General features: G+C 64.7%; 20 protein-coding genes and 2 pseudogenes. 6 read left to right on the plus strand and 16 right to left on the minus strand.

Annotated features, from left to right (window positions below; genetic code table 11):
- The coding region (locus tag GVY41_RS06985; RefSeq protein WP_161656874.1) for an IS66 family transposase at positions 1 to 524 on the plus strand (524 nt) is incomplete at its 5' end.
- 320 nt (positions 525 to 844) lie between these two features.
- Here GVY41_RS06985 and GVY41_RS06990 read toward each other — a convergent pair.
- A complete protein-coding gene (locus GVY41_RS06990) occupies positions 845 to 2,368 on the minus strand; it encodes a DNA cytosine methyltransferase (RefSeq protein WP_202456093.1) in 1,524 nt (507 codons plus the stop codon).
- 65 nt (positions 2,369 to 2,433) lie between these two features.
- Here GVY41_RS06990 and GVY41_RS06995 point away from each other — a divergent pair, with 65 nt between their 5' ends.
- The 5 genes and pseudogenes from GVY41_RS06995 to GVY41_RS07015 all read left to right on the plus strand — a co-directional run bounded on the left by GVY41_RS06995 (position 2,434) and on the right by GVY41_RS07015 (position 4,541).
- On the plus strand, positions 2,434 to 2,892 hold the full coding sequence (locus GVY41_RS06995; RefSeq protein ID WP_161345516.1) for a very short patch repair endonuclease: 459 nt from the start codon (positions 2,434 to 2,436) through the stop codon (positions 2,890 to 2,892).
- A 101-nt stretch (positions 2,893 to 2,993) separates the two neighbouring features.
- Positions 2,994 to 3,247, plus strand: a pseudogene (locus GVY41_RS07000) (transposase); the annotation flags it as partial.
- A 2-nt stretch (positions 3,248 to 3,249) separates the two neighbouring features.
- Positions 3,250 to 3,570: pseudogene (locus tag GVY41_RS07005) on the plus strand (integrase core domain-containing protein); the annotation flags it as partial.
- Positions 3,571 to 3,707: 137 nt separating this feature from the next.
- Positions 3,708 to 4,079 carry a hypothetical protein gene (locus GVY41_RS07010; protein ID WP_161345514.1) on the plus strand — a complete coding sequence of 124 codons (372 nt, stop codon included), beginning with the start codon at positions 3,708 to 3,710 and terminating at the stop codon, positions 4,077 to 4,079.
- Positions 4,080 to 4,541: a DUF2214 domain-containing protein gene (locus GVY41_RS07015; protein WP_161345512.1), complete on the plus strand. Its 462-nt coding sequence runs from the start codon at positions 4,080 to 4,082 to the stop codon at positions 4,539 to 4,541.
- Positions 4,542 to 4,693: 152 nt separating this feature from the next.
- On the opposite strand, the gene GVY41_RS07020 is transcribed toward GVY41_RS07015, so the two are convergent.
- The 15 genes from GVY41_RS07020 to GVY41_RS07090 form a co-directional block, all read right to left on the minus strand.
- Entirely contained in the window at positions 4,694 to 7,111 is a 2,418-nt protein-coding gene (locus tag GVY41_RS07020; RefSeq protein WP_161345509.1) for a GcvT family protein, read from the minus strand.
- A gap of 94 nt (positions 7,112 to 7,205) precedes the next feature.
- Positions 7,206 to 8,159 (minus strand): LysR substrate-binding domain-containing protein, encoded by a 954-nt coding sequence (locus GVY41_RS07025; RefSeq protein ID WP_161345508.1) that lies wholly within the window; start codon positions 8,157 to 8,159, stop codon positions 7,206 to 7,208.
- 213 nt (positions 8,160 to 8,372) lie between these two features.
- Entirely contained in the window at positions 8,373 to 9,482 is a 1,110-nt protein-coding gene (locus tag GVY41_RS07030) for a PLP-dependent cysteine synthase family protein (RefSeq protein WP_161345506.1), read from the minus strand.
- Positions 9,479 to 10,072, minus strand: a complete 594-nt coding sequence (locus GVY41_RS07035) for a peroxidase-related enzyme (protein ID WP_161345504.1) — start codon at positions 10,070 to 10,072, stop codon at positions 9,479 to 9,481. The genes GVY41_RS07030 and GVY41_RS07035 overlap by 4 nt, the downstream gene beginning before the upstream one ends.
- Positions 10,069 to 10,536 carry a CMD domain-containing protein gene (locus tag GVY41_RS07040; RefSeq protein WP_161345502.1) on the minus strand — a complete coding sequence of 156 codons (468 nt, stop codon included), beginning with the start codon at positions 10,534 to 10,536 and terminating at the stop codon, positions 10,069 to 10,071. The genes GVY41_RS07035 and GVY41_RS07040 overlap by 4 nt, the downstream gene beginning before the upstream one ends.
- Positions 10,533 to 12,770 carry a molybdopterin-dependent oxidoreductase gene (locus tag GVY41_RS07045; protein ID WP_161345500.1) on the minus strand — a complete coding sequence of 746 codons (2,238 nt, stop codon included), beginning with the start codon at positions 12,768 to 12,770 and terminating at the stop codon, positions 10,533 to 10,535. Before GVY41_RS07045 ends, GVY41_RS07040 begins: the two co-directional genes overlap by 4 nt.
- 45 nt (positions 12,771 to 12,815) lie before the next feature.
- The gene (locus GVY41_RS07050; protein WP_161345498.1) at positions 12,816 to 14,303 is read right to left on the minus strand and encodes an ABC transporter substrate-binding protein; all 1,488 of its coding nucleotides are present in this window, start codon (positions 14,301 to 14,303) and stop codon (positions 12,816 to 12,818) included.
- A 15-nt stretch (positions 14,304 to 14,318) separates the two neighbouring features.
- A complete protein-coding gene (locus GVY41_RS07055) occupies positions 14,319 to 15,209 on the minus strand; it encodes an ABC transporter ATP-binding protein (RefSeq protein ID WP_161345496.1) in 891 nt (296 codons plus the stop codon).
- The gene (locus GVY41_RS07060) at positions 15,202 to 16,212 is read right to left on the minus strand and encodes an ABC transporter ATP-binding protein (RefSeq protein WP_161345494.1); all 1,011 of its coding nucleotides are present in this window, start codon (positions 16,210 to 16,212) and stop codon (positions 15,202 to 15,204) included. Before GVY41_RS07060 ends, GVY41_RS07055 begins: the two co-directional genes overlap by 8 nt.
- 4 nt (positions 16,213 to 16,216) lie before the next feature.
- Positions 16,217 to 17,395, minus strand: coding sequence for a M24 family metallopeptidase (locus GVY41_RS07065; RefSeq protein WP_161345492.1), 1,179 nt, complete (start codon positions 17,393 to 17,395; stop codon positions 16,217 to 16,219).
- The gene (locus tag GVY41_RS07070; RefSeq protein ID WP_161345490.1) at positions 17,392 to 18,246 is read right to left on the minus strand and encodes an ABC transporter permease; all 855 of its coding nucleotides are present in this window, start codon (positions 18,244 to 18,246) and stop codon (positions 17,392 to 17,394) included. The genes GVY41_RS07065 and GVY41_RS07070 overlap by 4 nt, the downstream gene beginning before the upstream one ends.
- A 9-nt stretch (positions 18,247 to 18,255) precedes the next feature.
- On the minus strand, positions 18,256 to 19,176 hold the full coding sequence (locus GVY41_RS07075) for an ABC transporter permease (protein ID WP_161345488.1): 921 nt from the start codon (positions 19,174 to 19,176) through the stop codon (positions 18,256 to 18,258).
- The gene (locus GVY41_RS07080; protein ID WP_161345486.1) at positions 19,176 to 20,030 is read right to left on the minus strand and encodes an alpha/beta fold hydrolase; all 855 of its coding nucleotides are present in this window, start codon (positions 20,028 to 20,030) and stop codon (positions 19,176 to 19,178) included. Before GVY41_RS07080 ends, GVY41_RS07075 begins: the two co-directional genes overlap by 1 nt.
- The gene (locus tag GVY41_RS07085; RefSeq protein ID WP_161345484.1) at positions 20,027 to 21,469 is read right to left on the minus strand and encodes an NAD(P)-binding domain-containing protein; all 1,443 of its coding nucleotides are present in this window, start codon (positions 21,467 to 21,469) and stop codon (positions 20,027 to 20,029) included. Before GVY41_RS07085 ends, GVY41_RS07080 begins: the two co-directional genes overlap by 4 nt.
- Entirely contained in the window at positions 21,466 to 22,443 is a 978-nt protein-coding gene (locus GVY41_RS07090; RefSeq protein WP_161345482.1) for a LysR family transcriptional regulator, read from the minus strand. Before GVY41_RS07090 ends, GVY41_RS07085 begins: the two co-directional genes overlap by 4 nt.
- Positions 22,444 to 22,506 lie beyond the last annotated feature (63 nt).

Below are 22,506 nucleotides of genomic sequence, written 5' to 3' on the forward strand. Positions count from 1 at the left end.
GCAAGTTCGTCGACATCCACCGGTCGCAAGGTTCACCGATCGCCGAAGAGGCCATCGGCCGGATCGCACAGCTCTACGCCATCGAGAAGGAGGCCCGAGGGTCGCCACCGGATGTCCGTGTCGAACTTCGCAAGGCCCATGCGGCTCCGGTCTTCGATGACCTGGAAGTCTGGCTGGCCATGCAGCTCACGACAATATCGGGCAAATCGCCGCTTGCTGCGGCCATCCGCTATGCCCTGACCCGCATGGAACGCCTGCGTCCATACCTCGACAACGGCATCCTGGAACTGGACAACAACGCCGCCGAACGCGGCATGCGCGCCATCGCCCTCGGGCGGAAAAACTACCTCTTTGTCGGCTCCGAGGCGGGCGGCAAGGCCGCCGCCATTGCCTACACCCTGATCGAAACAGCCAAACTCAATGCCGTCGATCCCCAAGCCTGGCTCGCCGACACCCTAGCCCGCATCCCAGACTACAAGATCACAAAGGTCGACGACCTGCTGCCCTGGCGCTGGAACCGATAGCGGTCAGGCCGGACGCTTACCATTTAGCAAGCTTCGGCAGGCATGCGCGTCTCCGGCCGCAGCAGCCATATGAAGGAGGGTGCGTCCGCGTTCGTCCACTGCAACACGCGGGGTGTCTTGTGCCAAAGGCGACGGAGGATTGCTCTCAACGCTTGAAATGGCGGGCTCGAAGCGCGCCATGTCCAGACCGAACCCCTCCATCCCTTGAAGCACCATGGCGACCACAACTCCTGCGAAAGTTAATGGAACCTAACTGTCTGCAGGTTGCAACCAAACCTTGACGACTCCTTGGCTTTTTTTGGCCCGACGAAGCAAGTGGCTCAGATAAAATCGAAAATTGGCAACAGCGCCTTCGCGATCTGATGAGCAAGCCAAGGCGGAACGGCATTGCCGACCTGCACATATTGCTGCGTGCGATTGCCCAGGAAAAGGTAGTCATCGGGAAACGTCTGCAATCTTGCCGCCTCACGCACTGTCAGGCTACGGCATTGCACAGGGTCGCTATGAATGAAGTAGTGGCCATCCTTGGAGATATGGCTCGTGATGGTCGTGCTTGGCTGGCCGGCAAGCTGAACGCGGAAACGGTCGTTGAATTTCCCTGTCGTCCAGCTTTTATGATCCGGTGCCAGCGCGAGCGGGTAGTCCTTTGCGCGAGGGCTGGCCCCTTCAATCCTAGCGTAACAGGTCGCGAACAGGTAACGCGCCAGGTCGGACGGCATGTGTCCGCGGGTGTCGTGCAGCGTCAGGACACCTTGGGGCCTGCCCGCCAGCCACGCGGCAAGCTCTTGCGGAAGCCTGTTGGTGCCGGACGCCAGTCTGGTTGAGGCCCTGCCCTGTGCCGCCAATGAACCCACTTCACCTCGGACATCGGCAAGAAGGGCGCGGAAGGCACCTGGCCGCGTGGTGTTCGCTTCTTCCAGGCACTCCTCCACAGTTTCGATCGCCGCGAACATGGCAGCCATCCACGCGTCTGTGCTGTCTCCACGGCTCAGCCCGCTCCGCAGCTGCGGAAGATGTCCGATGGTCTGTTCCACCGTCACGACCTCGCGGGCGCGATCAAGCCGCGGTGCAATTTCCGGCGGCAGTCTGGCGGCAATATCGGCACGTATGCCAACGATGATCACACGATGCCTCGCTTGTGGAACGCCGTGCTCTTCGGTCCTCACCAGGAAATCCGCCGGTCGGGGCTCGTCGGCAAGGCGCCGGTCCGCAGACAGCGCGAACAGGCGGTAACCGTCTCCAGCCGCCATTAGATCCTTCATCACCGTCGAGAAGATTGCCCGCCCCTCCACCGAAGAGGAGAGTATTCCCTTCACGTTTTCCATGACAAACGCTGCCGGCTTGAGGCGACCAAGGACGCGCACGTATTCCTCATAGAGAAAGTTACGGTGGTCCAGCAGGGCATCGTAATCCGCAATACCAGCGTTTCGGGACCGTCCCGCCAGTGAGTATGCCTGACACGGCGGCCCGCCGATCAGAAGGGTCTTCCGCTGACCTGATGCCTCTATACCCCGGATCCGCGCTTCCAGAAGCGCCGCCGCGGCTTCGGTGCCCAGCTCGACGCAGCAAGCCTCATGGTCGGCCGCGGCCCATGCCGATGGATAGAGCTTGGCCCAGTCGGGTTGCCTGCCTCCTTCGCGGAGCCAGTTCAGATATGCCGGCGGAAGGGCCGGAAACTGCCTGAGAAAGGCGCGCAGGCGCAGGGTCGCGTGTGCCGAGGCTTCCTTCTCGACCGATACCTCCAGCCTGTAGGCGGCGTCATCGCCAACCCGGACAGATGCGAATCCTTCTCCAAGGCCACCCGGACCCGAAAAGAGATCGACTATGCTGACCGGACTTGCCATTGCGGAACTCGTTGTGAATGCTCGGGTTGTCTTGTCCCAGGTCCGCGGGTGGAGCGCAAGCGAAGATGGTCGACATCGTCACCCCGGATGTTCGATCCCGCATGATGGCCGCCATAGGCGGCACGAACACTCGGCCTGAAATCGCGCTTCGAAAAACGTTGCATGCCCGCGGCGTCAGATTTCGGCTGCACCGGAAGGATCTGCCAGGATCGCCCGATCTCGTCTTTCCGCGCTACCGCGCTGTGGCCTTCGTCCATGGCTGCTTCTGGCATCGCCACCTCGGATGCCGATATGCTACGACGCCATCCACGCGGCCCGAGTTCTGGCAGGCGAAATTTGACGCCAACGTCGCGCGGGACTACCGGGCCATCGAGGATCTCGGCAGGATGGGCTGGCGCGTCGCCATAGTTTGGGAGTGTGCGATCAGGAGCAGGCTACCCGAGATCGCGCGCGACCTTGTAGCTTGGCTCGCCGCCGAGTCCGAGCCTGGGCACCCCGATACGATTGATCTCGGCCAAGGTTGACGGGCCCGATATTTCGCCGATTGGCTCTGTTTCACAAATCCTGTGAGGGATTTATCTCGTGAATCCAGTGTGGTAGCTGGGATGCTTGAGCAGACACATACCCGAGCAACAAGACCAGGAACTGGCCGGCCCACAATGATGCGCTAAAGCGCCTTGGCTCGCTGACGATCTGGTTCGACCTAGGATGAACTGGGAAGCCGCGCCTACAGGCGGGCGTGGCTGACAGCAGACCTACAGTGACACCGCCATCCAGACGCGTCTGACGATGAAGGTTCTGTTCGGCTTGCCGCTCCGGCAAACGACCGGTTTTGTCGAGAGCCTGCTGCGGCTGGTCGGTCTCGACTGGTCGGTGCCCGTGGCTATCAAAAGACGATCCGCGTCGATCAGGGCACCGAGTTCGTCTCGCGCGACGTTGACCTCTGGGCGTATCAGCGCGGCGTTGTTCTCGACTTCTCGCGCCCGGGCAAGCCGACCGACAACGCCTCCATTGAAGCGTTCAATGGCAGGTTCCGGGCCGAATGCCTGAACCAGCACTGGTTCCTGACGCTTGCGGATGCAGCGGAAAAGTTGGAGGCTTGGCGTAGATACTACAACGAGGAACGGCCACACGGCGCGATCGGCAACAAGGTCCCGATCATGCTGACGAAATCAGGGGGCGCCACCAGCCCGTCACCCTGAGCGGAAGCAGGAAAAATCTGCCTTCGGGCGGTCCAAGGTTGGGGGGCGGATCAGTTGCTCAACTAATCTTGAACCCACAGGATCGACCGCTTTGTCGACCCGGTAGTTACACCCCCGGACAAGACAGGAGTTTTCCAATGAACACTCGAGCAACCCTCGCCCTCGGCATTGCGACCGCCCTCGCCGCTTCCGCCGCCATGGCTCATCATGGCTGGTCCTGGGCCGAGACCGAACTGAGCGAACTGTCAGGAACCGTTGCATCCGCCTCTATGGCCCCTCCGCACCCCTCTCTTGAGGTTACCGCCGAAGATGGCGCCCTCTGGCAGGTCGACCTTGGCAATCCGGGCCAGACCGAGCGCTCGGGTTTCACCGGGGCCGAGGAGGGCGCGTCGATTATCGTCTTGGGCAACCGGTCGCTGGACGAGAGCGAAATGCTGATAAAGGCGGTGCGGATCACAGTCGATGGCACCGACTATGTGATGTATCCCGACCGGCTCGGCGGGAACTGAGTGCTGGAGTTGATCTCGGGCTGGCAGGGCGCGGAGTGGCTACGTGGTTCCGGCACGGCCTATCTGCTGGTAAACGCCGCGCATATTCTCGGGATCGGCCTGCTGCTGGGTGCCATCCTGCCTCTCGATCTGCGTCTTGCCGGGTTTGGTTCGACGCGGCTCGAGGTGATAGGTCCGTTTCTGGTGCGGGCAGCAGGCGTTGGCCTGGCTCTGGCGCTGCCGACCGGGCTCTGGCTTTTCAGCGTCGATCCTGGCTCGTATCTCGGCAATCGAGCATTTCTGATCAAGGCTGCCCTCATCGCTCTCGGACTGGCCAACATCGTCATCATGCACTCGGACAAAGGCTTCCGCGTTGCGATGGGCGGGGGCGCTGTCAGCGGGGTTGTGCGGCTGATGGCCGCTCTGTCGGCGCTGGTGTGGGTTTCAGTTCTGATCGCCGGGCGCTGGATCGGATTCCTTTAGGTGAATAGAAGTCTCTGCCAAATTGTAGTTCCGTCTTCGGCCCCGGAAAGCCGCTTCGTTCGACGCGCCAGGCCATCACCATTGTGTCCACAATCGATGGTGGACACTATCCGGCTCTCTTACCCCGCAGCAGTGCGGTTGCCCCGCCGACGTCAGGCCCGCGCCCGTGCCGAGGCGGGGTCGTAGAGGCTTTCCGCGATCACTTCGGCCTTGTGCGGGGTGCCGAGGATCGTCAAGTCGAACACTGCACCCGGGGCGGTGCCGCTTGGCAAGAGCGCAATCCCCAGATCGCAGCCGCAGGTGTAACTGTAGCTGCCCGAGAGGATGCGGCCGACGGGCTCACCATTGGCCAGCAGCGTCTCGCCGCCGATCAGGCTGGCCCCATCGGTCACGATTTTCACCGTGACGGAGCGCTGCTCTGGCGCCTTCAGCGCCGCCTTGCCGCGGAAGTCCTTGCCCATGTCGAGGAACCGCTCGAGGCTGCTTTCCAGGGCAGTCAGTTCGCCGTTCATGTCGCGGAACATCGCGCGATAGGATTTCTCCAGCCGCAGGCTTTCGAGCGCCATGGAGCCTACGGGTCTCAGGCCAAGCGGCTCTCCAGCGGCGAAGATCTGCGCGATCAATCCACGCTGGTATTCGATCGGGCAGTAGATCTCCCAGCCCAGTTCGCCGGAGTAGTTGATCCGCAGCATCCGGACATCCGATGCGAAGCCGAGATTGACGGTCTGCACCCCGAACCAGGGAAAGTCCTTGGCTTCAAGCGAGGTTTCCGTCAGCCCCTGCAGCAGCTCCCGCGCTCTCGGCCCCACCACCGTCATCCCCGCCCGCTCGGCCGAGGCGTTGCGGAGGGTGACATTGTCCGGCTTCAGGCGCGACAGCTCGTCGAAATAGATCCGCTCGGCAGAGGGCGTGCCGATAAGGTAGAAGTGATCCTCGGACAGGCGAGAGACAGTGAACTCCGCCACCACCGTCCCCTTCAGGGACAAAAGATGCGAGAGGTTGGCGCGCCCCACTTTCGGCAGGCGATTGGCAAGGATCGCATCCAGCCACGCCGCCGCGCCGGGGCCATCGACCTCGAATTTTGACATGAAGGTCATTTCCACAAGACCCACCGCCTCGCGCACGGCCTTGACCTCTTGCCCCACGTAAACGCCCTTCGGAGTCCAGCGCCAGCCGGATTGGTTGACCTGCGGCGCACCATCTGGGGCGAACCAGTTGGGATGCTCCCATCCATTCAACACGCCCCAGACCGCGCCTTTTCGGTCAAGAAAATCATAGGAAGGTGCGGTTTTACCGGGCCGCCCCGCCTCGCGCTCTTCGCCGGGATAGTGCTGCATCCCATGTGTGCCCCAGCTTTCGATGATCTTGGGTTTCAGCCAGGTCTTGTTGGCGTAGTCGCCAAACCGGCGCGGATCCAGGGTCGAGGTGTCAAGGTCGTTTCCTCCCTCGACGATCTGTTCGGACAGGTAGTGCCCGATGGCCGCCCCCCAGAGGATTCCGCCGGGAACGCCTTCGGCCAGCCACAGGTTCGGGGCGCCGCCCCAAGCCTTGCCCACAAGCGGAAGCTCATCCGGTGTCATCTGGAAGGGACCGCGCACATTGGCCTTGATGCCGACCTCGCCCAAGGTGGGAACGGATTTCATCGCCGCTTCCCAGTTCCATGCGACGGCGTCGAAATCTTCCTCCACAAGGTCGGCGCCAAACCACGAAGGCACCCCGTTCTCCGCGAAAAGATGCAGCTTTTCCGGGCGCTCATAGGGGCCGAACATCAGCCCGTCGCCTTCCTCGCGCAGATACCCTTCAAAGGCCTCGTCGCGCAGGATCGGCATTTCAGGCAAGCCCGCGGCCTTGCGGGCGCGGATCGCGGGGACGGCTTCGGTGATCCAGTATTGGTGCAGGATCGGGATGCAGGGAAGGTCCAGCCCGAACATCGCCCCGGTCTGCCGCGCGTAATTGCCCGTCGCACTGATCACGTGCTCCGCCGTGATCACCCCCTTGGTCGTGGTGATCTCCCACTCGCCCGAAGGGGTGCGGGCGACCGACAGGACCTCGGTCTCTTGGTGAATCTTAGCGCCAAGGTCGCGGGCCGCCTTTGCCATGGCCATGGTCACATCGGCGGGCGCTATATGGCCGTCATCGGGGTGATACAACGCCCCGCGCATCTCTTCGTCGTGGCGCAACAGCGGCCACAGCTCATGGACCCCGGCCTTGTCCAGCCATTCGGCCCGGATGCCCTGCGTCTGGAACGTATCAAGGTAGCTCTGGAATTCGTCCACCCGGTCCCGGGATTTCGCAATCCGCAGCTGACCGCATTTGTGCCAGCCGACAGGCATGCCCGAGATGGCCTCCAGCCCCTCATAAATCTCGATCGATTTCTGGATCATCAGCCCGATGGGGCGCGAGCGCGCATAGGACGGGATCAGCCCCGCCGCGTGCCAGGTGGAGCCCGCGGTCAGCCGGGTGCGCTCCAGCATAACCGCGTCCGACCAGCCCCGCCGCGCCAGGCCCAAAAGGATTCCCGCCCCGACGCAGCCGCCGCCGATCACCACAGCCCTTGCATGTGCCTGCATCACCTGCCCCTTTTCAAACCGGCACCATGCCTTTTGCAGGACCCAGCCTAACCCGCGCCCAAGTCTCGGGGGACGGTAGAAAATCTGCCTGCCATCATGAATTCATGTTATCTTGTGGGAGGAATATCCCCGGATGTGCGGCGCAGTCCTGACCCATCCGCCGCAGCACCCACCGAAGGAAGGCTTCCGCCGCTGGCGACGGGGACCTGCGGCGTGAGGTGACCAGCCAGACCGAATTTCCCGTAGCGAGCCGCCGCGACCCGACCTGTTGCAGGTTGCCCGCCAGCACCTGGTCCAGCACCAGATGCGACCATCCAAGCGCCACACCGTGCCCGAGGCTGGCCGCACCCAAAGAGCCCAGGGCATCCGAGAAAACCACGGCCTCTTCCACCCTCCCGCCGAGGCCTCCGCTCGCCGACAGCCAGTCGCGCCACCCAAAGCGGACCCGGTGTCTCTCGCGGAAATGCAAGAGCCGGGCGCGGCCGAGATCGCCGATCTGGCCCCCGGTCTTGGCAATGAAGCCCGGGTGGGCCACGGGAAAAATCACCTCGGGCACAAGCTCTTGCGCGTTCAGGTCAGGCCAGTTGCCATGACCAAGGCGCGCAGAGACCTCGATACCCTCGGCATATAGGTCGATGTCGTCATGGCTGCTTTCCAGGATGGCAAGGTCAACGCCGGGGTGGGTTTCGGTGAAATCGGACAGTCGGGGCAAGAGCCAGAGTTGCAGAAACGAGGCGGAGAACGAGACCCGAACCGTGTCCCGTCGCTCCCCTTGGCGCATGGCCAGGATCGAGGAATTCAGCAAATCGAAGCTGCGCTCGACATCGGCGAAAAGCCGTTTGCCCTCGGCGGTCAGTTCCAAAGGCCGCGTGTCGCGGTGAAAGAGCTTGAAACCGAGCGAGGCTTCAAACTGCCGGATCATCTTTGAAACGGCGGGCTGGGAAACGTTCAACTCGTCCGCGGCGGCGGTGAAGCTTCGTCGCCGGGCAGCGGCCTCGAAAGTGAAAAGAGCATTGGCTGAAGGGATATGGGTGCGCAGGGGGTGCATGAGGTGAGGCTATGATGGGCGGGGCCGATCGGCAAGCTGCAAGCTGCGTGCAATCGGTGGTCCAGAACAGAAGCGGCAGGTGCGGGCGAGTCTGGAGATCGAGCGAGACGGAAGCATCAACCACGCCGGATATCAGGTCTTCAGCACCTGGGCATCAAGCGGCCTGCGCGGGTCCGCCGCCGGTGGTTCGCGTGCAAGACAGCCAGGAATGCCTCACACCACAGGGACATATTCTCCCGTGTCAAGAAACCGCTCGATCATCGCCCTGTGGGGCGCGATGTCGAGACCCTGGGCCGCCAGCCAGTCCGGGCTGTAGTAGGTTGACGCATAGCGTTCACCGCTGTCGCAGATCAGAGACACCAGCGAACCCTTCCGCCCCTCGCGAAGCATGTTGGCCGCGATCCAGCACAGGCCGAAGAAATTGGTTCCGGTAGAGCCGCCGACCCGGCGGAACAACCGGTCGGACAGCACATGCATTGCAGCTATGGAGGCGGCATCGGGCACGCGGATCATGTGATCGACGACGCCGGGGATGAAGGAGGGCTCGACCCGCGGCCGACCGATGCCTTCGATGCGCGACCCCGGCGCAGTGATCTCCATATCGCCGCACTTCCAGGCGTCGAAGAAGGCCGAATTTTCGACATCCACTACGCAAAGGCGGGTCGCGAGGTTCTTGTAGCGAATGAAGCGCCCGATGGTAGCCGAAGTGCCGCCCGTTCCGGCGCTCATCACCACCCAGTCAGGGACCGGATGCTCCTCGCCCTGCATCTGCTCGAAGATGCTTTCCGCAATGTTGTTGTTGCCGCGCCAGTCAGTCGCCCTCTCGGCATTGGTGAACTGGTCGAGGTAGTGGCCCCCTGCCTCCTCTGCCATGCGCTGCGCGACGGAATAAACCTCTCCAGCGTGGTCGACGAAGTGGCAGCGCCCGCCGAACCGCTCGATCGCGTCGATCTTCTGCCGGCTGGTCGAACGCGGCATGACCGCAAGGAACGGAAGGTCCAGCAGATTGGCAAAATAGGCTTCCGACACGGCGGTCGAGCCGGAGGAGGCTTCGACCAGCGTCGTGCCCTCGGTGATCTTGCCGTTGCAGATGCCATACAGGAACAGCGACCGCGCCAGCCGATGCTTGAGGCTTCCGGTCGGATGGGTGCTTTCATCCTTGAGATAGATCTGGATGCCGCGCAGACCCTTGAACGCCGGATTTACCAGATGCGTATCCGCCGAGCGGCGACCGTCCCCCTGCAGCAGCGCAATGGCACGGCGCGTCCAGTCGCGGTTTTCGCAGGCGGGGAGTGGGGCGAGGCTTGGGCAGCAGCAGGTCATGGCGTCCTTCGGGGTTGAGCGGCGGGCTTTTGCGGTTCGGCATGGCCCAGGACATGCATCAGCCGGTTGGCCCAGCCGAAGATGGCGATGGCGTGAATGAGGTCGAGGATCTCGGCATCGTCCAGCCCGACCGCGCGCAGGGCCACGATGTCTTCGGTCGTCGCTTCCGAAGGAGTAACCGACAGCCGGCGAGCGAAGGCGAAAATCGCGGCATCCCGGGGCGAGAGCAGATCCAGCCGGCGCAGATAGACCGCCGAGACTAGGGACGTGCTTTGCGTCAGATGCGCGTGCTGGCGGCCATGGATCACCGCACAATAGGCGCATCCGTTGACGACCGAGGCGCCGAGGGCTCCCAATTCGCGGTCAGGGCGCGGCAGCCCCCCCTCGGCATACATGATCGCGTTGAACAGCACCGTCCGCGCCACGTAGCTTTCGGGATCATGCGCCAAGGTGCGGACATAGGCCGAGACCTTCTTGGCGGAAGGCGTCACCTTCATCGCCTCCAGCTGCTCGGGCGTGGCATCAGGCAGCTCGACCGGTGCGATATGCGGATGCCAGACCAGGGGTTTCAGCGTGACCGAGGCGATCATCTGGCCTCCTTCATCAGGCGCAGCCCGGCGGCGATACGAGCCTGAAAGTTGACATAGGCGATCAACTCGGACAGGGCCACGATCTGCGGATTGGTCAGACCGGCCCGCTCCAGCCGGCGAAGGCTCTCTGCCGCCGCCTTCGCCGGTGTCTGTGTCACCAGATCCACATGGGCGGCGATGCTTGCCAAGGGTTCAGGCAGATCCGTCTCCCCCTCTGCAAGGCGGCGCAGCTCTGGGTCCGCACCGCCGTATGGGTCTGCCAGCGAGGGGTCGGCGTTCTGCAGCGCCATCCGCCGCGCCAGCGCCGCGCGCAGGTCGGGGGACAGTCCCTGATCGCTGGCAGGGGTCAGCACCGAAACGCGGCAAAGCTCTGCCCCGTCCACGAACTCGGGACGCAGGCGGCGCAGTGCGTGGAGCGCGTCGCCGGGAGCGAGCCCCGCGGCGCGGTCGATGGCATCCGTCATGCCAGATCCTCCAGTTTCTTCAACAGGCCGGGGTCGCGCAGCGCGCGAAGCCCGACGCGGGGGTGGTTCGCGCTGGCCCCCTGGCTCAGCCGCGAGCTGCCAAGGTCCGCTGTCAAGGTGTTGGGGTTGCCGCCAAGGTCAACCACACGGTCCAAGGCATCTCGCACCGGGTTGAACCAGCCGCCCGTGGGCAGGACCAGCGTTCCTTGCCCGACTTTCGGATCGGCGGTGGCCGCGACCAGGACTATACCCCGGTCATTGTAAAGCTCGGCGACATCGCCGACTGCCACGCCGGCCGCCAACAGGTCGGCGGGATTGGCGCGCAGCCGTTCGAGGCCTTTCCACCGGGCCTGCCGCGCGGGGCCAGCCCGGTCCAGCTGGCTGTGCAGGCGTGTTTCTGGCTGCGGCGACAGCATGCGGAACGGCAGGTCGCCCGGCTCGTCAGGGTCGAGCCAGACCGGATGCCCCGGGCAATCGGCATAGCCAAAGCCCGCTACCACCGCCGAGGCCAGTTCGATCTTGCCCGAAGGGGTAGACAGCGGCGCCGCGCCGGGATCTGCGACGAAGGCGGCCAGCGGGGTATAGGGGGCAGGCGCAGCTTCCCCGGCATCGAGCTGGGCGAAGCCCTGCAGGCGGAAGCTGTCCCAATCCGGAAGTTCGGGAAATTCCGCGGCGTAGCCTTCGTAGATATGTTGCAGCCACTGATGCTCGGTCCGGCCTCCACGGAACGCGTCCTCCAGCCCAAGATGCGCCGCCACCCGCGCCAGTGTCTCGTGGTCGGTCAGCACGCCTTGCGGCGGATCCATTACACGGGCGCTGTAGCCAATCCAGCTGTCGCGCGAGGCGGCAGCCACATCGGCCCGCTCGAACGGCAGGGCCGAGGGGAAGACCAGATCGGCATGGCGCGCCGTCGCGGTCCATACACTTTCCTGCACGATCACCGTTTCGGGCCGCTTCCACGCCGCGCGCAGCCGGTTCAGATCCTGATGGTGATGGTAAGGGTTGCCCCCGGCCCACCAGATCAGCCGGATATTGGGGAGCGTCAGGCATTGGCCGTCATAGTCCAGCACCTCGCCCGGACGTTCCAGCATGTCGGTCAGCCGGGCCACGGGGATGAAGGCAGAAACCGGATTGCGGCCCACTGGCAGCGCGGGGCCGCGCAGCTTGCGCACCGGCTGGCCGACAGAGGCGATGGCCGAAAGCCCGAGGGCAAGACCCTGCCCCGGCTGGCCGATCCGCCCGACCATTGCCGCCAGCGCAACGGCGGCCCAATAGGGCTGCTCGCCATAGCGCGCACGTTGCAATGACCATGAAAGGTTGATCAGGCTTGGCTCGTCAGTCAGCAGGCGCGCGAGGCGGCGGAGGTCATCGGCGCCAAGCCCAGTGATCGCGGCGGCCCAGTCGGCAGTCTTGGGCACACCGTCCTCAGTGCCCGAGAGGTAGGCGATCACCTGCTCGGCTCCCACAGTGCAGCGGTCCAGAAAGCCCCGTTCCAGCCGGCCTTCGGACCACAGCACATGCGCCATGCCCAGCATCGCCGCCGTATCCGTGCCGGGCCGGATCGCCAGATGCTCGCCCTGCGGCGCGTCCGAGGCATCAGGCGACAGGGTGATGATCCGCCCCCCGGCCGCGGAATAGGCAGCAAGCCAATCCGCAGTGCGATGCGCGCCGGTGGATCCGGCCTCAACCTGCGCATTGCTCAGCCTCATGCCACCGAAGGCGAGTATCACCCGGCACTGCGCAACGATCTGGTCCCAGCTGGGTGCGAAGACACCGGACTCGGCATGTTCGGCGCCCAGCACATGCGGCAGGATCACTTTGGCCGTGCCGTAGCTATAGGTGTTCACTGTCGAGACAAACCCGCCGGCAAGGTTCAGGAACCGCTTCAGCTGGCTTTGCGCATGGTGGAACCTTCCGGCACTGGCCCAGCCATAGGAGCCGCCGAAGATCGCCCCATTGCCATGGGTGCCCCGCACCCGCGCAATCTCGTCCGCGGCCAATCGGGTCGCGGCCTCCATCGTCAGCGGCACGAAGACATCCTCGCCGCGCGCCGCGCCCTTGTCACCCTCCAGCCAGCCGCGCCGCGCCATCGGCTGCATCACCCGGCTCGGGTCACGCGCAAGGTCCAGATGGGCAAGACCGGTCGCCGAAGGCGCCGGATCGTGCCGGAACGGCCGTAGCACAGGCCCCGGAGAGACCTCGTAGAACCCGAAATGCGACGCGAAAATCTGCATGCTGCCTCCTGGCAAGGCGCGGCCCCAACGGGCCGCGCCGCTTTGTCAGTTCACTGGGGCCATGTCGAAGGCCCGCACCCAATCATCGCCGCGCGGCGTGTAGCTGATGTTCTTCGACACGCCATAGGTCGCGGGTTGGGCATACATGAAGACCACCGGCGCTTCGTCACACATGATCCGCGCGGCTTCGGCATAGGCCGCCTCGCGCTCTTCGGGATCGGTCGTCGCGTTGCCTGCCACCAGCTGCTCGTCGAAAGCCGCGTCGTTCCAGTAGGAATACTGGTCGCCCGGCTTGAACATGGTCAGCAGGCCATCGGCGTCGATGGTCGGCCAGGCCTGACCCAGCAGCGACAGCTGGCCCAGATCGTGCGCCTTGCGATACTTCTCAAGATAGGCGCCAAATTCCATCATCCGGAACTCGGTCTTCACCCCCACCTCGTCGAACATCTGCGCCACGGCCTGCGCCACTTCTTCGCCCTGAAGATAGGTCGCGGTCGGCACCTCGAACTCCAGCGTCTGGGTCAGATCAACACCGCTTTCGGCCAGCAGCTCCTTGGCCTTCTCGGGGTCATAGGCATAGGGCTTGAGGTCGGGGTTGTAGCCAAAGTAGGCGGGTGTCATCACCTGACAGGTCGAGAGCTCCGCCTCGCCACCGAACAGCACCTCGGCGATGGCTTCCTTGTCGACGGCGTAATTCAGCGCCTGGCGGAACAGCTTGTTGTCCAGCGGGGCCTTTTCGGTATTGAACTTGATGAAGACCGAACGCGTCGAGGACACCGATCCGCCAGTGGCGGCGCCACTGTCATTGATCCGCGCCAGTTCCGACGGCGGGATCTTGTTGATGAAATCGACCTCGCCCGCCAGCAGGGCCGCGATGGCCGAGGCCGTCTCGGGGATGGTGCGGAACGTCACCTGCTCGAAGGGCGGAGCCTCTCCCCAATACTCCGGGTTGGCGGACAGCGTGACGCTGTCACCTGGGCTCACGTTATCCACCACATAGGCACCGCCCGACATGGTCTCGGACGCGGGATCATGCGTCTCGGCCCATTTCGGCGGCAGCAGCATGAACATCGACAGTTGCGCCGGCAGCGCCGGATACGGCGTCGCGGTGGTGATTTCGAACTCGGTGGGCGAAATCACGTTGACGCCGGTCACGGGCGTGAACCACGAAGAGATGCGGGTCGGCGCCTCGGCATTGGTGACGCGGGCAATGTTCCAGGCGACGGTTTCGGCATCGATCGGCTCGCCATTCACGAATTTCGCGCCCTCGACCAGCTTGAAGCGCCAAGTGGTGTCATCCACCGCCTCCCATTCGGTCGCAAGCGAGGGGTGCAGGGCCATGTCGGGGCCGCGCAGGATCAGCGACGGGTAGACATGGCTCAGCACCGACAGATCCAGCCCGACCGAGGCGCTTTGATGCGGATCGAGGGTGTTGACTGCATTGGTCAGCGCCAGCACCACGTCCTGAGCGAGGACGGGCGTAGCTCCGAGCAGCGTGGCGAAGACAGAAGCACTTAGGGTCCGGTGTTTCATGGAATTCTCCTTGGATCAGGGCTGAAGGACAAAATGGCCGGGCGCGATTTCGGCCATCACGGCCTCGCGCGGTGGAATGTTCGAGGCGACGTCGAAGGCCAGCCGCTTGCGGCGCGGCCGGTCAGGATCGGGCACCGGGATCGCGTCGAGCAGCGAGCGGGTGTAGGGATGCTGGGGGTTCGAGAAGATCTGCTCGACCGACGCGGTCTCGACGATCCGGCCGCGCAGCATGACGGCGACGCGCTGGCACAGATAGCGCACCATCGACAGGTCATGGGCGATGAACAGATAGGCCAACCCCAGTTGATCCTGCAGATCCTGGAACAGGTTCACGATCTGCGCCTGGATCGACACATCCAGCGCCGTGATCGGTTCATCCGCCACGATGAACGAAGGCTTCAAGGCAATGGCGCGGGCAATGCAGATCCGCTGGCGCTGCCCACCCGAAAACTCGTGCGGATAGCGGGTCATGAAGGCGGGGTCGAGGCCGACGATGCGGAACAGGTCGGCGATCCTGTCCTTGTGGGCGTCCTCGCCATGCACCACCAGCGGCTCTGCCACGAAGCTGCCAACGCGCATCCGCGGGTTCAGCGCCGCGTAGGGATCCTGGAAGATCATCTGCATCTGGCGCCGCACGGGCTTCAGCTGCCGGGGCGAGAGGCCGGTGATCTCCTGCCCGGCAAAGCGGACAGAGCCGCCATCTGCAGGTTCCAGTTGCAGCGTCACACGGCCGGCGGTGCTTTTGCCCGAACCGCTTTCGCCGACAAGGCCGAGCGTTTCGCCCGCCGCCACATGGAAGGAGATGTCGTTCACCGCATGCAACACCGGGCGCGCCCCGCCCAGCAGGCTGCGGTTGCCACCATAGGTTCGGATGAGGTTGCGCACCTCCAGCAGGGGTTCAGCCATGGGCGGCCTCCGCGGCAAGACGAGCGGGCAGGTCATACCAAGCGGCAACCATGTGGCCGGGCACGGGGCTTGCAGGGCGCAGCGGCGGCACCTCGGTGCGGCAGCGGTCGGTAGCATAGGGGTTGCGCGGCGCGAATGGGTCCCCCGCCGGAGGGTTCGCCATGTCGGGCGGCGCGCCGGGGATCTGATAGAGCCGCCGCTGCGCGCGCGCCCCTTCGTCGGGCAAGGACCGCAGCAGGCCCCAAGTGTAGGCCGAATGCGGTTGGCGGAACACGGCGCGGACGGGGCCACGCTCCATGATGCGCCCGCCATACATCACCTGAATCGTGTCGGCGAGTTCGGCCACCACGCCCATGTCATGGGTGATCCAGATAACGGTCGTGCCCAGCCGGTCCTTCAGGTCGCGCACCAGATCGAGGATCTGCGCCTGCACGGTCACGTCGAGTGCGGTCGTCGCCTCGTCGGCGATCAGCAGCTTGGGGTTGCAGGACAGGCCAATGGCGATCATCACCCGCTGCCGCATGCCGCCGGAGAATTCGTGCGGATACTGCTTCAGCCGCGCGCCCGGGTTGGGGATGCCCACCAGATCTAGCAGTTCCGTCGCCCGCGCCTCGGCCTTGGCCCCGCGCAGGTCGCTGTGCCGCTCGATCACCTCGCGCAGCTGCCGGCCGACGGTCAGCACCGGGTTGAGGCTCGACATCGGGTCCTGAAACACCATGCCGATTTGCCCCCCGCGCAGTTCGCGCAACTGGGCCTCCGGCAGTTTCAGCAGATCGCGCCCCTGGAACAGAACTTCTCCCGACAAGATCTTCGCCGGCGGGCTGGGAAGCAGTCCCAGCATCGCCAGCACATGCACGCTCTTGCCCGACCCGCTTTCGCCGACCACGCCAAGCGTCTCGCCTTCGTTCAACGTGTAGGACAGGTCGTTCACCGCATGGACCCGGCCCGCGGGCGTGTCGAACGCCACGGTCAGGTTGCGGATCTCAAGCAGCGGCGGGGCCATCAGCTCACACCTCCAGATAGCCGCCGCGCGAGCGGGTGAGGAATTCGTGCCCCGTGTCGGTGATCAGGATCGTGTCCGAGATTTGCGTCGCCACATTCTCCGCCGGAACCCTCAGGTTCGGCTCCAGTGTGAACATCATGCCGGGCTGCAGGACCACAGTCGATTTGGCGTCGAGCGAGGTATGTTCATGCGCGCCGATGCCGATGGTGTGGCCGATGCGGCCCGGAATGTTGGCGGCATAGCCCGCCGCCTCCAGACCGCGCTTGGTCACGTTGAACAGCTCGGCCAGCGGTGTGCCGGGGCGCATCAGCGGCGCGATGTCCTCGCGGATCTTCAGGATCGTGTCGAGCGCCCGCCGGTTCGCCGCCGGGATCGGGCCATAGGCCACCGTGCGCTCGTTCTCGGCATGGATGCCGTTAGCCACCGCCCAGATGAAGATCGCCACTGTCTCGCCACGCTTCGGCTGGCGCAGGCTGGAGTTGTCGCAGTTGCGGAACATCCGGTCGCCTGCAAGCGTCCAGGTCCAGAGCCCGTTCTGGGCGCCGCCTTCCAGTGTGCCGAAATCCGCCACCTCCACATCGGGCAGATGTTCGGTCCAGTAGCGGTTCATCGCCGCCATCGACAGAGTGGAAATCTCGCGCTCATTGCAGCCCTGGGCCACCGCCTCGACGGCGGCGTCCATGCCGTGATCGGCAAGGGTGGCGGCGATGCGGGCGTTGGCAATCTCGTCAGGGTCCTTGATCAGTCGGCAACGGTCGAAGATCTCGCTGGAATCGACCAGCCGGGCGCCCGGCAAGATGCCCTGCATCACCCGGTAACGGGCCAGCGGCATCGCGTCTTCCTCCAGCCCGATGGTGCCCTGCCGCACGCCCTTCTCGTCCAGCACCGAGGCCAGCGCCTCTTGCCAGTTCGGGCCCATCGTCACCTTGGTCGACCAGGCCCCGTAAAGCCGGATGTCGGTCACCCAGCTTTCCGACCGGCCATGATCGTCGCGCAGCGCATGGACCATCAGCACCGGATCGCCTTCCAGCGGCAGGATCACGATGACCGGATGCGAGTAGATGATCGGGTTGAAGCCCGACAGGTAGAACGTGTGCTCGGGCTTGAAGCAGATGAGCGCGTCGATGCCTTCGGCGGCCATGGCGGCCTTCAGCCTTGCAATGCGGGGGCGGGTCTGGGTCATCGGGCGCTCCGGGTTTTGGGATCGAAATAGTCACGCAACCAGTCGCCGAAGAGGTTCACCCCCAGCACGGTCAGCATGATGGCAAGGCCGGGGAAGGTAACGCTCCACCAGGCAGTCGAGATGTAGACGCGGCCATCGGCCAGCATCCGGCCCCAGCTGGGATTGGGGGGCTGCACGCCAAGGCCGAGGAAGGACAGCGCGGCATCCATGACGATGATCCGCGCCAGTTCCAGCGTGGCCACCACCAGCGCCGGCGTCATCACGTTCGGCAGGATATGGCGCAGCATGATCCGCCAGCCCGAGGCGCCGATGGCCCGGGCGGACTGGACGAACTCGCGCTCGCGCAGCGACAGCACCTGGCCGCGGATGATCCGGGCGTAGCGGATCCATGAGGTCAGGGCGAGCACCATGATCACGTTCTGGATCGACGGACCAAGCGCCGCGACCACCAGCAGCGCCAGCATCATCAAAGGGATGGCAAGCTGGATGTCCACCAGCCGCATCAGGATCCGGTCAGTCAATCCGCCGGCATAGCCCGCGAGGATGCCAAGGAAGGTGCCTACGATCCCGCCAGCAACCACGGCGGCCCCGGCGACGGCCAGCGTGGTGCGGCTGCCATGGACGATCCGCGACAGGATATCCCGCCCCACCTCGTCGGTGCCAAGCGGGTGGGCGCCGGGCCAGAACCCGTCCCAAGTCGGCGCGGTCATCCGGGCGCGCAGGCTGCCGCGGGTCGGATCCTCCAGCCCCAGCCACGGCGCAAGCACCGCCAGCGCGACGAACAGCACCAGCAAGATGAACCCGGCCAGACCGGCCTTGCTGCGCGAAAGTTCGGAAAAGAACTGTCTCATCGGGGCCCCTCAGCGTTCTGCGCGAATGCGTGGGTCGAGCACGCCGTAAAGCAGGTCGACCACAAAGTTGATGAGCACGAAGAGCGAGGCCACCACGAAGACGCCCGCCTGGATCACCGGGAAATCCTTGGCCTGGATCGCCTGCAAGATCAGCCGCCCGACGCCGGGCCAGCTGAACACCGTCTCGGTCACCACCGAACCGCCCAGCAATTCACCCGCAAGGATCGCGGTCATGGTCGTCACGGGGATCAGCGCGTTCCGCGCGATGTGCCAGACGAAGACGGTATGGGGCATCAGGCCCTTGGCGCGGGCGGTGCGGATATAATCCTCGCGCAGGATGTCCAGCATCGACGAGCGCAGCAGCCGTGCGATGGAGGCCGAGACGAACACCGCAAGCGTGATCGCCGGCAGCACCAGATGTGCAAAGGTGCCGTAGCCGCCAGTCGGCAGCCAGCCGAGGTTCACCCCGAAATAGAGGATCAGCATGATCCCGAGCCAGAATACCGGCGTCGCCTGCCCCAGCAACGCGATCGCCATCACCACCAGCTCGGCAAGGCTGCCGCGCTTCAGGGCGGCAATCGCCCCGGCCACCGCGCCGATCAGGATACCAAGCACCATGGCACTGCCCGCCAGCAGCGCGGTTGCCGGCATCCGCTCCATCACCACCTCCAGCGCGGGACGGCCATGCTGGAAAGACGTGCCGAAATCTCCCTGCACCACCTGCCCGAGGAACTGGAGATACTGCACGAATAGCGGCTGGTTCAGGCCAAGGTTGTCGCGCAGGGCCTCGATCTGCTCGGCGCTGGCCCCGATCGGCAGCAACAGCGCTGCCGGATCGCCCAGCACCCGGGTGACGAAGAACACGATGGTCACCACGCCCCACACGGCAAGGGCAGATTCAAGCAAGCGCCGGACGAGATAGCCCGCCATCACGAAGCCGTCCGTTGCAGGAAGGCGCGCATATGCGCCAACACTTCGGCGTTCTTCTCGATGTGGCAAGAGTGGTTGGCCCCCGGCACCTCCCAAAGCTCGGCCTGCGGCATCAGCTCGGCAATCAATCGTGATTGCGAGGGCGGGCAGATCCAGTCCTTCTCGCCGCAGAATACCAGTGTCGGCACGCCGACCGCGCGCAGCGCCTCGCGCAGGTCATGCTCCTTCTCGCGGAACATGGCGTTATGGGTCTCGGCATGCAGATGCATCGTCCGGGTCCGCTCCAGCGCGGCGTCCGGGTCGAAGGCCTCGTAATAGAGCGGCTGCAAGGCCAACCAGATCAGCCGCAACTCAGTGTCGTCGATGATGTTTTCCGAGAACAGCTTGTCGATCATCGCCGGCGATGCCGAAGGCACCCTGTCGATCCGGCTCTTGAAGATCGCTATGGCCTCTGCCTCGTGGTGATGGCTGGGTGCCGTTCCGCGCACCATCAGGCGCGACAGGTGCTGGGGATAGAGCACGGCATAGGTCAGCGCGATCATGCCGCCAAAAGAGCCGCCCTGAAGGATGAACTTGCCCTCCTCGCCGCAGAAATGGCGGCGGAAGGCCTCCACGTCCTCGGCATATTGCCGAAAGCTCATCGGGTGGGTGATCGAGGACAGGCCGCAGCCGCGCTGATCGTAGGCAATGACCCGGTAGCGATCGGACAACGCGCTATAGGCCCGCCATTCGCCAAGATGGTCGCCGATCCCGCGACCGCCATGCAGCAAGATGATCGTCTCGGGGTGTTCCTCGCCCGCAATCCGGTAGCGGAAGGTGCAGCCGTTCAGCGTGACATAGCGCTCTTCGCTCATGCGGTCCGTTCCTTCAGCAAAGGGGTAGAGTCGGTCCATTCGTCGCCCTGAAGCTCGGGCGTATCGAACGCGATCAGATTGGCGAAATGGGTCTCGACATCCGCAGCGAATAGGCTGGCGGCAATGCCCCGCACCAGCCGGTCGGCCCCGGCGCTGATCGCAGGGATGTCTCCCGACACCTTGCCATGCGTCAGCATGGCGGCATCGTTGAAGCAGTGGATGCGCGCCAGCATCGGGCAAGCCCCCGGACGCTTCTCTCGGAACTCGAAAGACGGCCCCAGGTCGGGCGCCTCGCTCATCCCGCGCTGGTCGGGGCAGTCGCCGGGTTGACGCCCATCGGACCAGGCGCGGATGTGGGGCGCGATGTTTGCGAATTCGGGGCGCCCGCCGAAGTCATTGGTGAAGCCGGTGGCGGCGATCATGAAGTCGAAGCGCATCGGCCCCTGTGTGGTCTGGACCAGAAGCTCCCCCGCATCCTCGCGCACCGACACGATGCCGCAATCAAGATAGAAGCGCGCATTGGCATGCCGCGATACGCGGAGCGTGGAGGATCGGGGCGGCGGCGTCTGCGTCGCGGCGGTGTAATTCACGAACTTCCACTTCCAGGCGTCGGGCAGCAGGTGCATGCCATGCACAACCCCTTGCGAGCCAATTCCGGTCATCTTGTTGATGCGCGGCATCTGCTTGCGGCGGATCAGCATGTCGACGCTGTCCGCGCCCGCCTCCAGCGCGGTTGCGGCATTGTCCATCGACGAGGCCCCTGCCCCGATCACCGCGACGCGCTTGCCGCGCAGCACGGTGAAGTCGATGTCATCGGCGGAATGGGCCCAGTAGCGCCGGTCCACGCCTTGCAAAAACGCCGGAACGGCAAAGCCGCCAAGGCCGCTGCGCCCGGTGGCCAGCACGAGATGCCGGGTCAGGATACGGGCGGGTTTGGCGCCTTCCACGGTCAGGGTAATGAGATCGCCCTCGGCCTCGACCCCGGTCACGCGGGTGTTGTTGGCCACCGGCAAGTCCAGCACCCGGCGATACCAGACAAGGTAGGTCATCCACATGTCCTTGGGGATCTTGTCGAGCGCGTCCCAGGCCGCCTCGCCCCATTGCGCCGTGAACCAGGCGCGGAAGGTCAGTGCCGGCAGGCCAAGGCTTGGGCCGGCCAGTTGCTTTGGAGAGCGCAGCGTCTGCATCCGCGCGAAGGTGACCCACGGCCCCTCGCGCCCCGCCGGGGCCGCGTCCAGCGCCACGACATTGGTGATCCCGGTCAGGATCAGCTTTGCTGTCGCGGCCAGACCGCACATCCCGGCCCCGACCACCACGACATCGCGCACGCCTTCGCGGCCCGGAACCCAAGGCTTCGCAGGCAGTTCCAGAAGCGTCATGTCCATTGCTAGACGCGCTTCGAGCCGGTCGAGCCCTTCGGGCGGCGGCAGGTCAGTCATGGGGTCGTTCCGTTCCTGTCAGCGCCGGATCTGGCGCTGGATTGCGTGATGATGTCGCCCGCCCGGGCAGGGTCGAGGATTTCCAGACCGGGGATCTTGAGCAGCGCCATGCGCTCGACGGCCTCGACAAGCTCCGTGGCGAGCGGCCGCAACGGCGCGCCGCGCAGCGCGATGGCTCCCCAATGAAACGGCAGCGACACGTCGATAGGCCGGATCACGACGTCGCGCATCGGCACGGTGAAGCTGGTGACAGGGTCGATGATCGCCACCGCCCCGGTGTCTTGCACGAGGTGCAAAGCTACATAGGCCACGTTGGTGCGCATCACGCTGCCGGGCTTCACCCCCCGTTCCGCCATGGCGCGCGACACCTGGCGCATGAAGCGCATGGGGTCGAGCATCGTCACCAGCCGCTTTCCCGAAAACGCCTCCAGCGGCACGACGTCCAGCTTTGCCAGCGGGTCATCCTTGTGAAGGGCCGCCACGTCTGACGCCGAATAAAGCCTCAGCAGGTCGAGCCCCGGCCCGTCCAGCGGAAGGCTTGAAAAGCCGATCTCGGACTGGCCGCTGCGAACCTGCTGAGAAACGGTCGTCGGCAGAAAATGCGCCAGATGCACCTCCGGCAGCTTGTCCGCGCCCATCGACGCCAGCGCCGCCGGGATCAGCCCGGTCCCGATCGCCGAGGTTGTTGCGATCTCCAGCGTCCGCCCCTTTCCCAAGGCGATGCTCTTGGCGCGCTCTGCCAGTTCCGTGAAAGCGCTCAGCATCCGCCGGGCCTCACCTTCGAAAGCGATACCTGCCTCGGACAGCACCACGCCGCGGCCGACGCGGTGGAGAAGGTCGAACCCAAGCTCCGCCTCCAGATCCTTCACCGTCCGGGTCACCGACGGCTGCGAGCAGCCGCACATCTCCGCGGCACGGGTGATGCTGCCGGTTGTCGCTACCGCGAGAAAGATCTGTAGATCACGAGTCTCCATGCGAAAATCATGCATATTGGATATGTGTTTATCAAACACATACTTTTTGCGGATTGATTACCG

It is taken from the genome of Frigidibacter albus, assembly GCF_009908165.1.
In the GTDB taxonomy this organism is placed as follows: Bacteria; Pseudomonadota; Alphaproteobacteria; order Rhodobacterales; family Rhodobacteraceae; genus Frigidibacter; species Frigidibacter albus.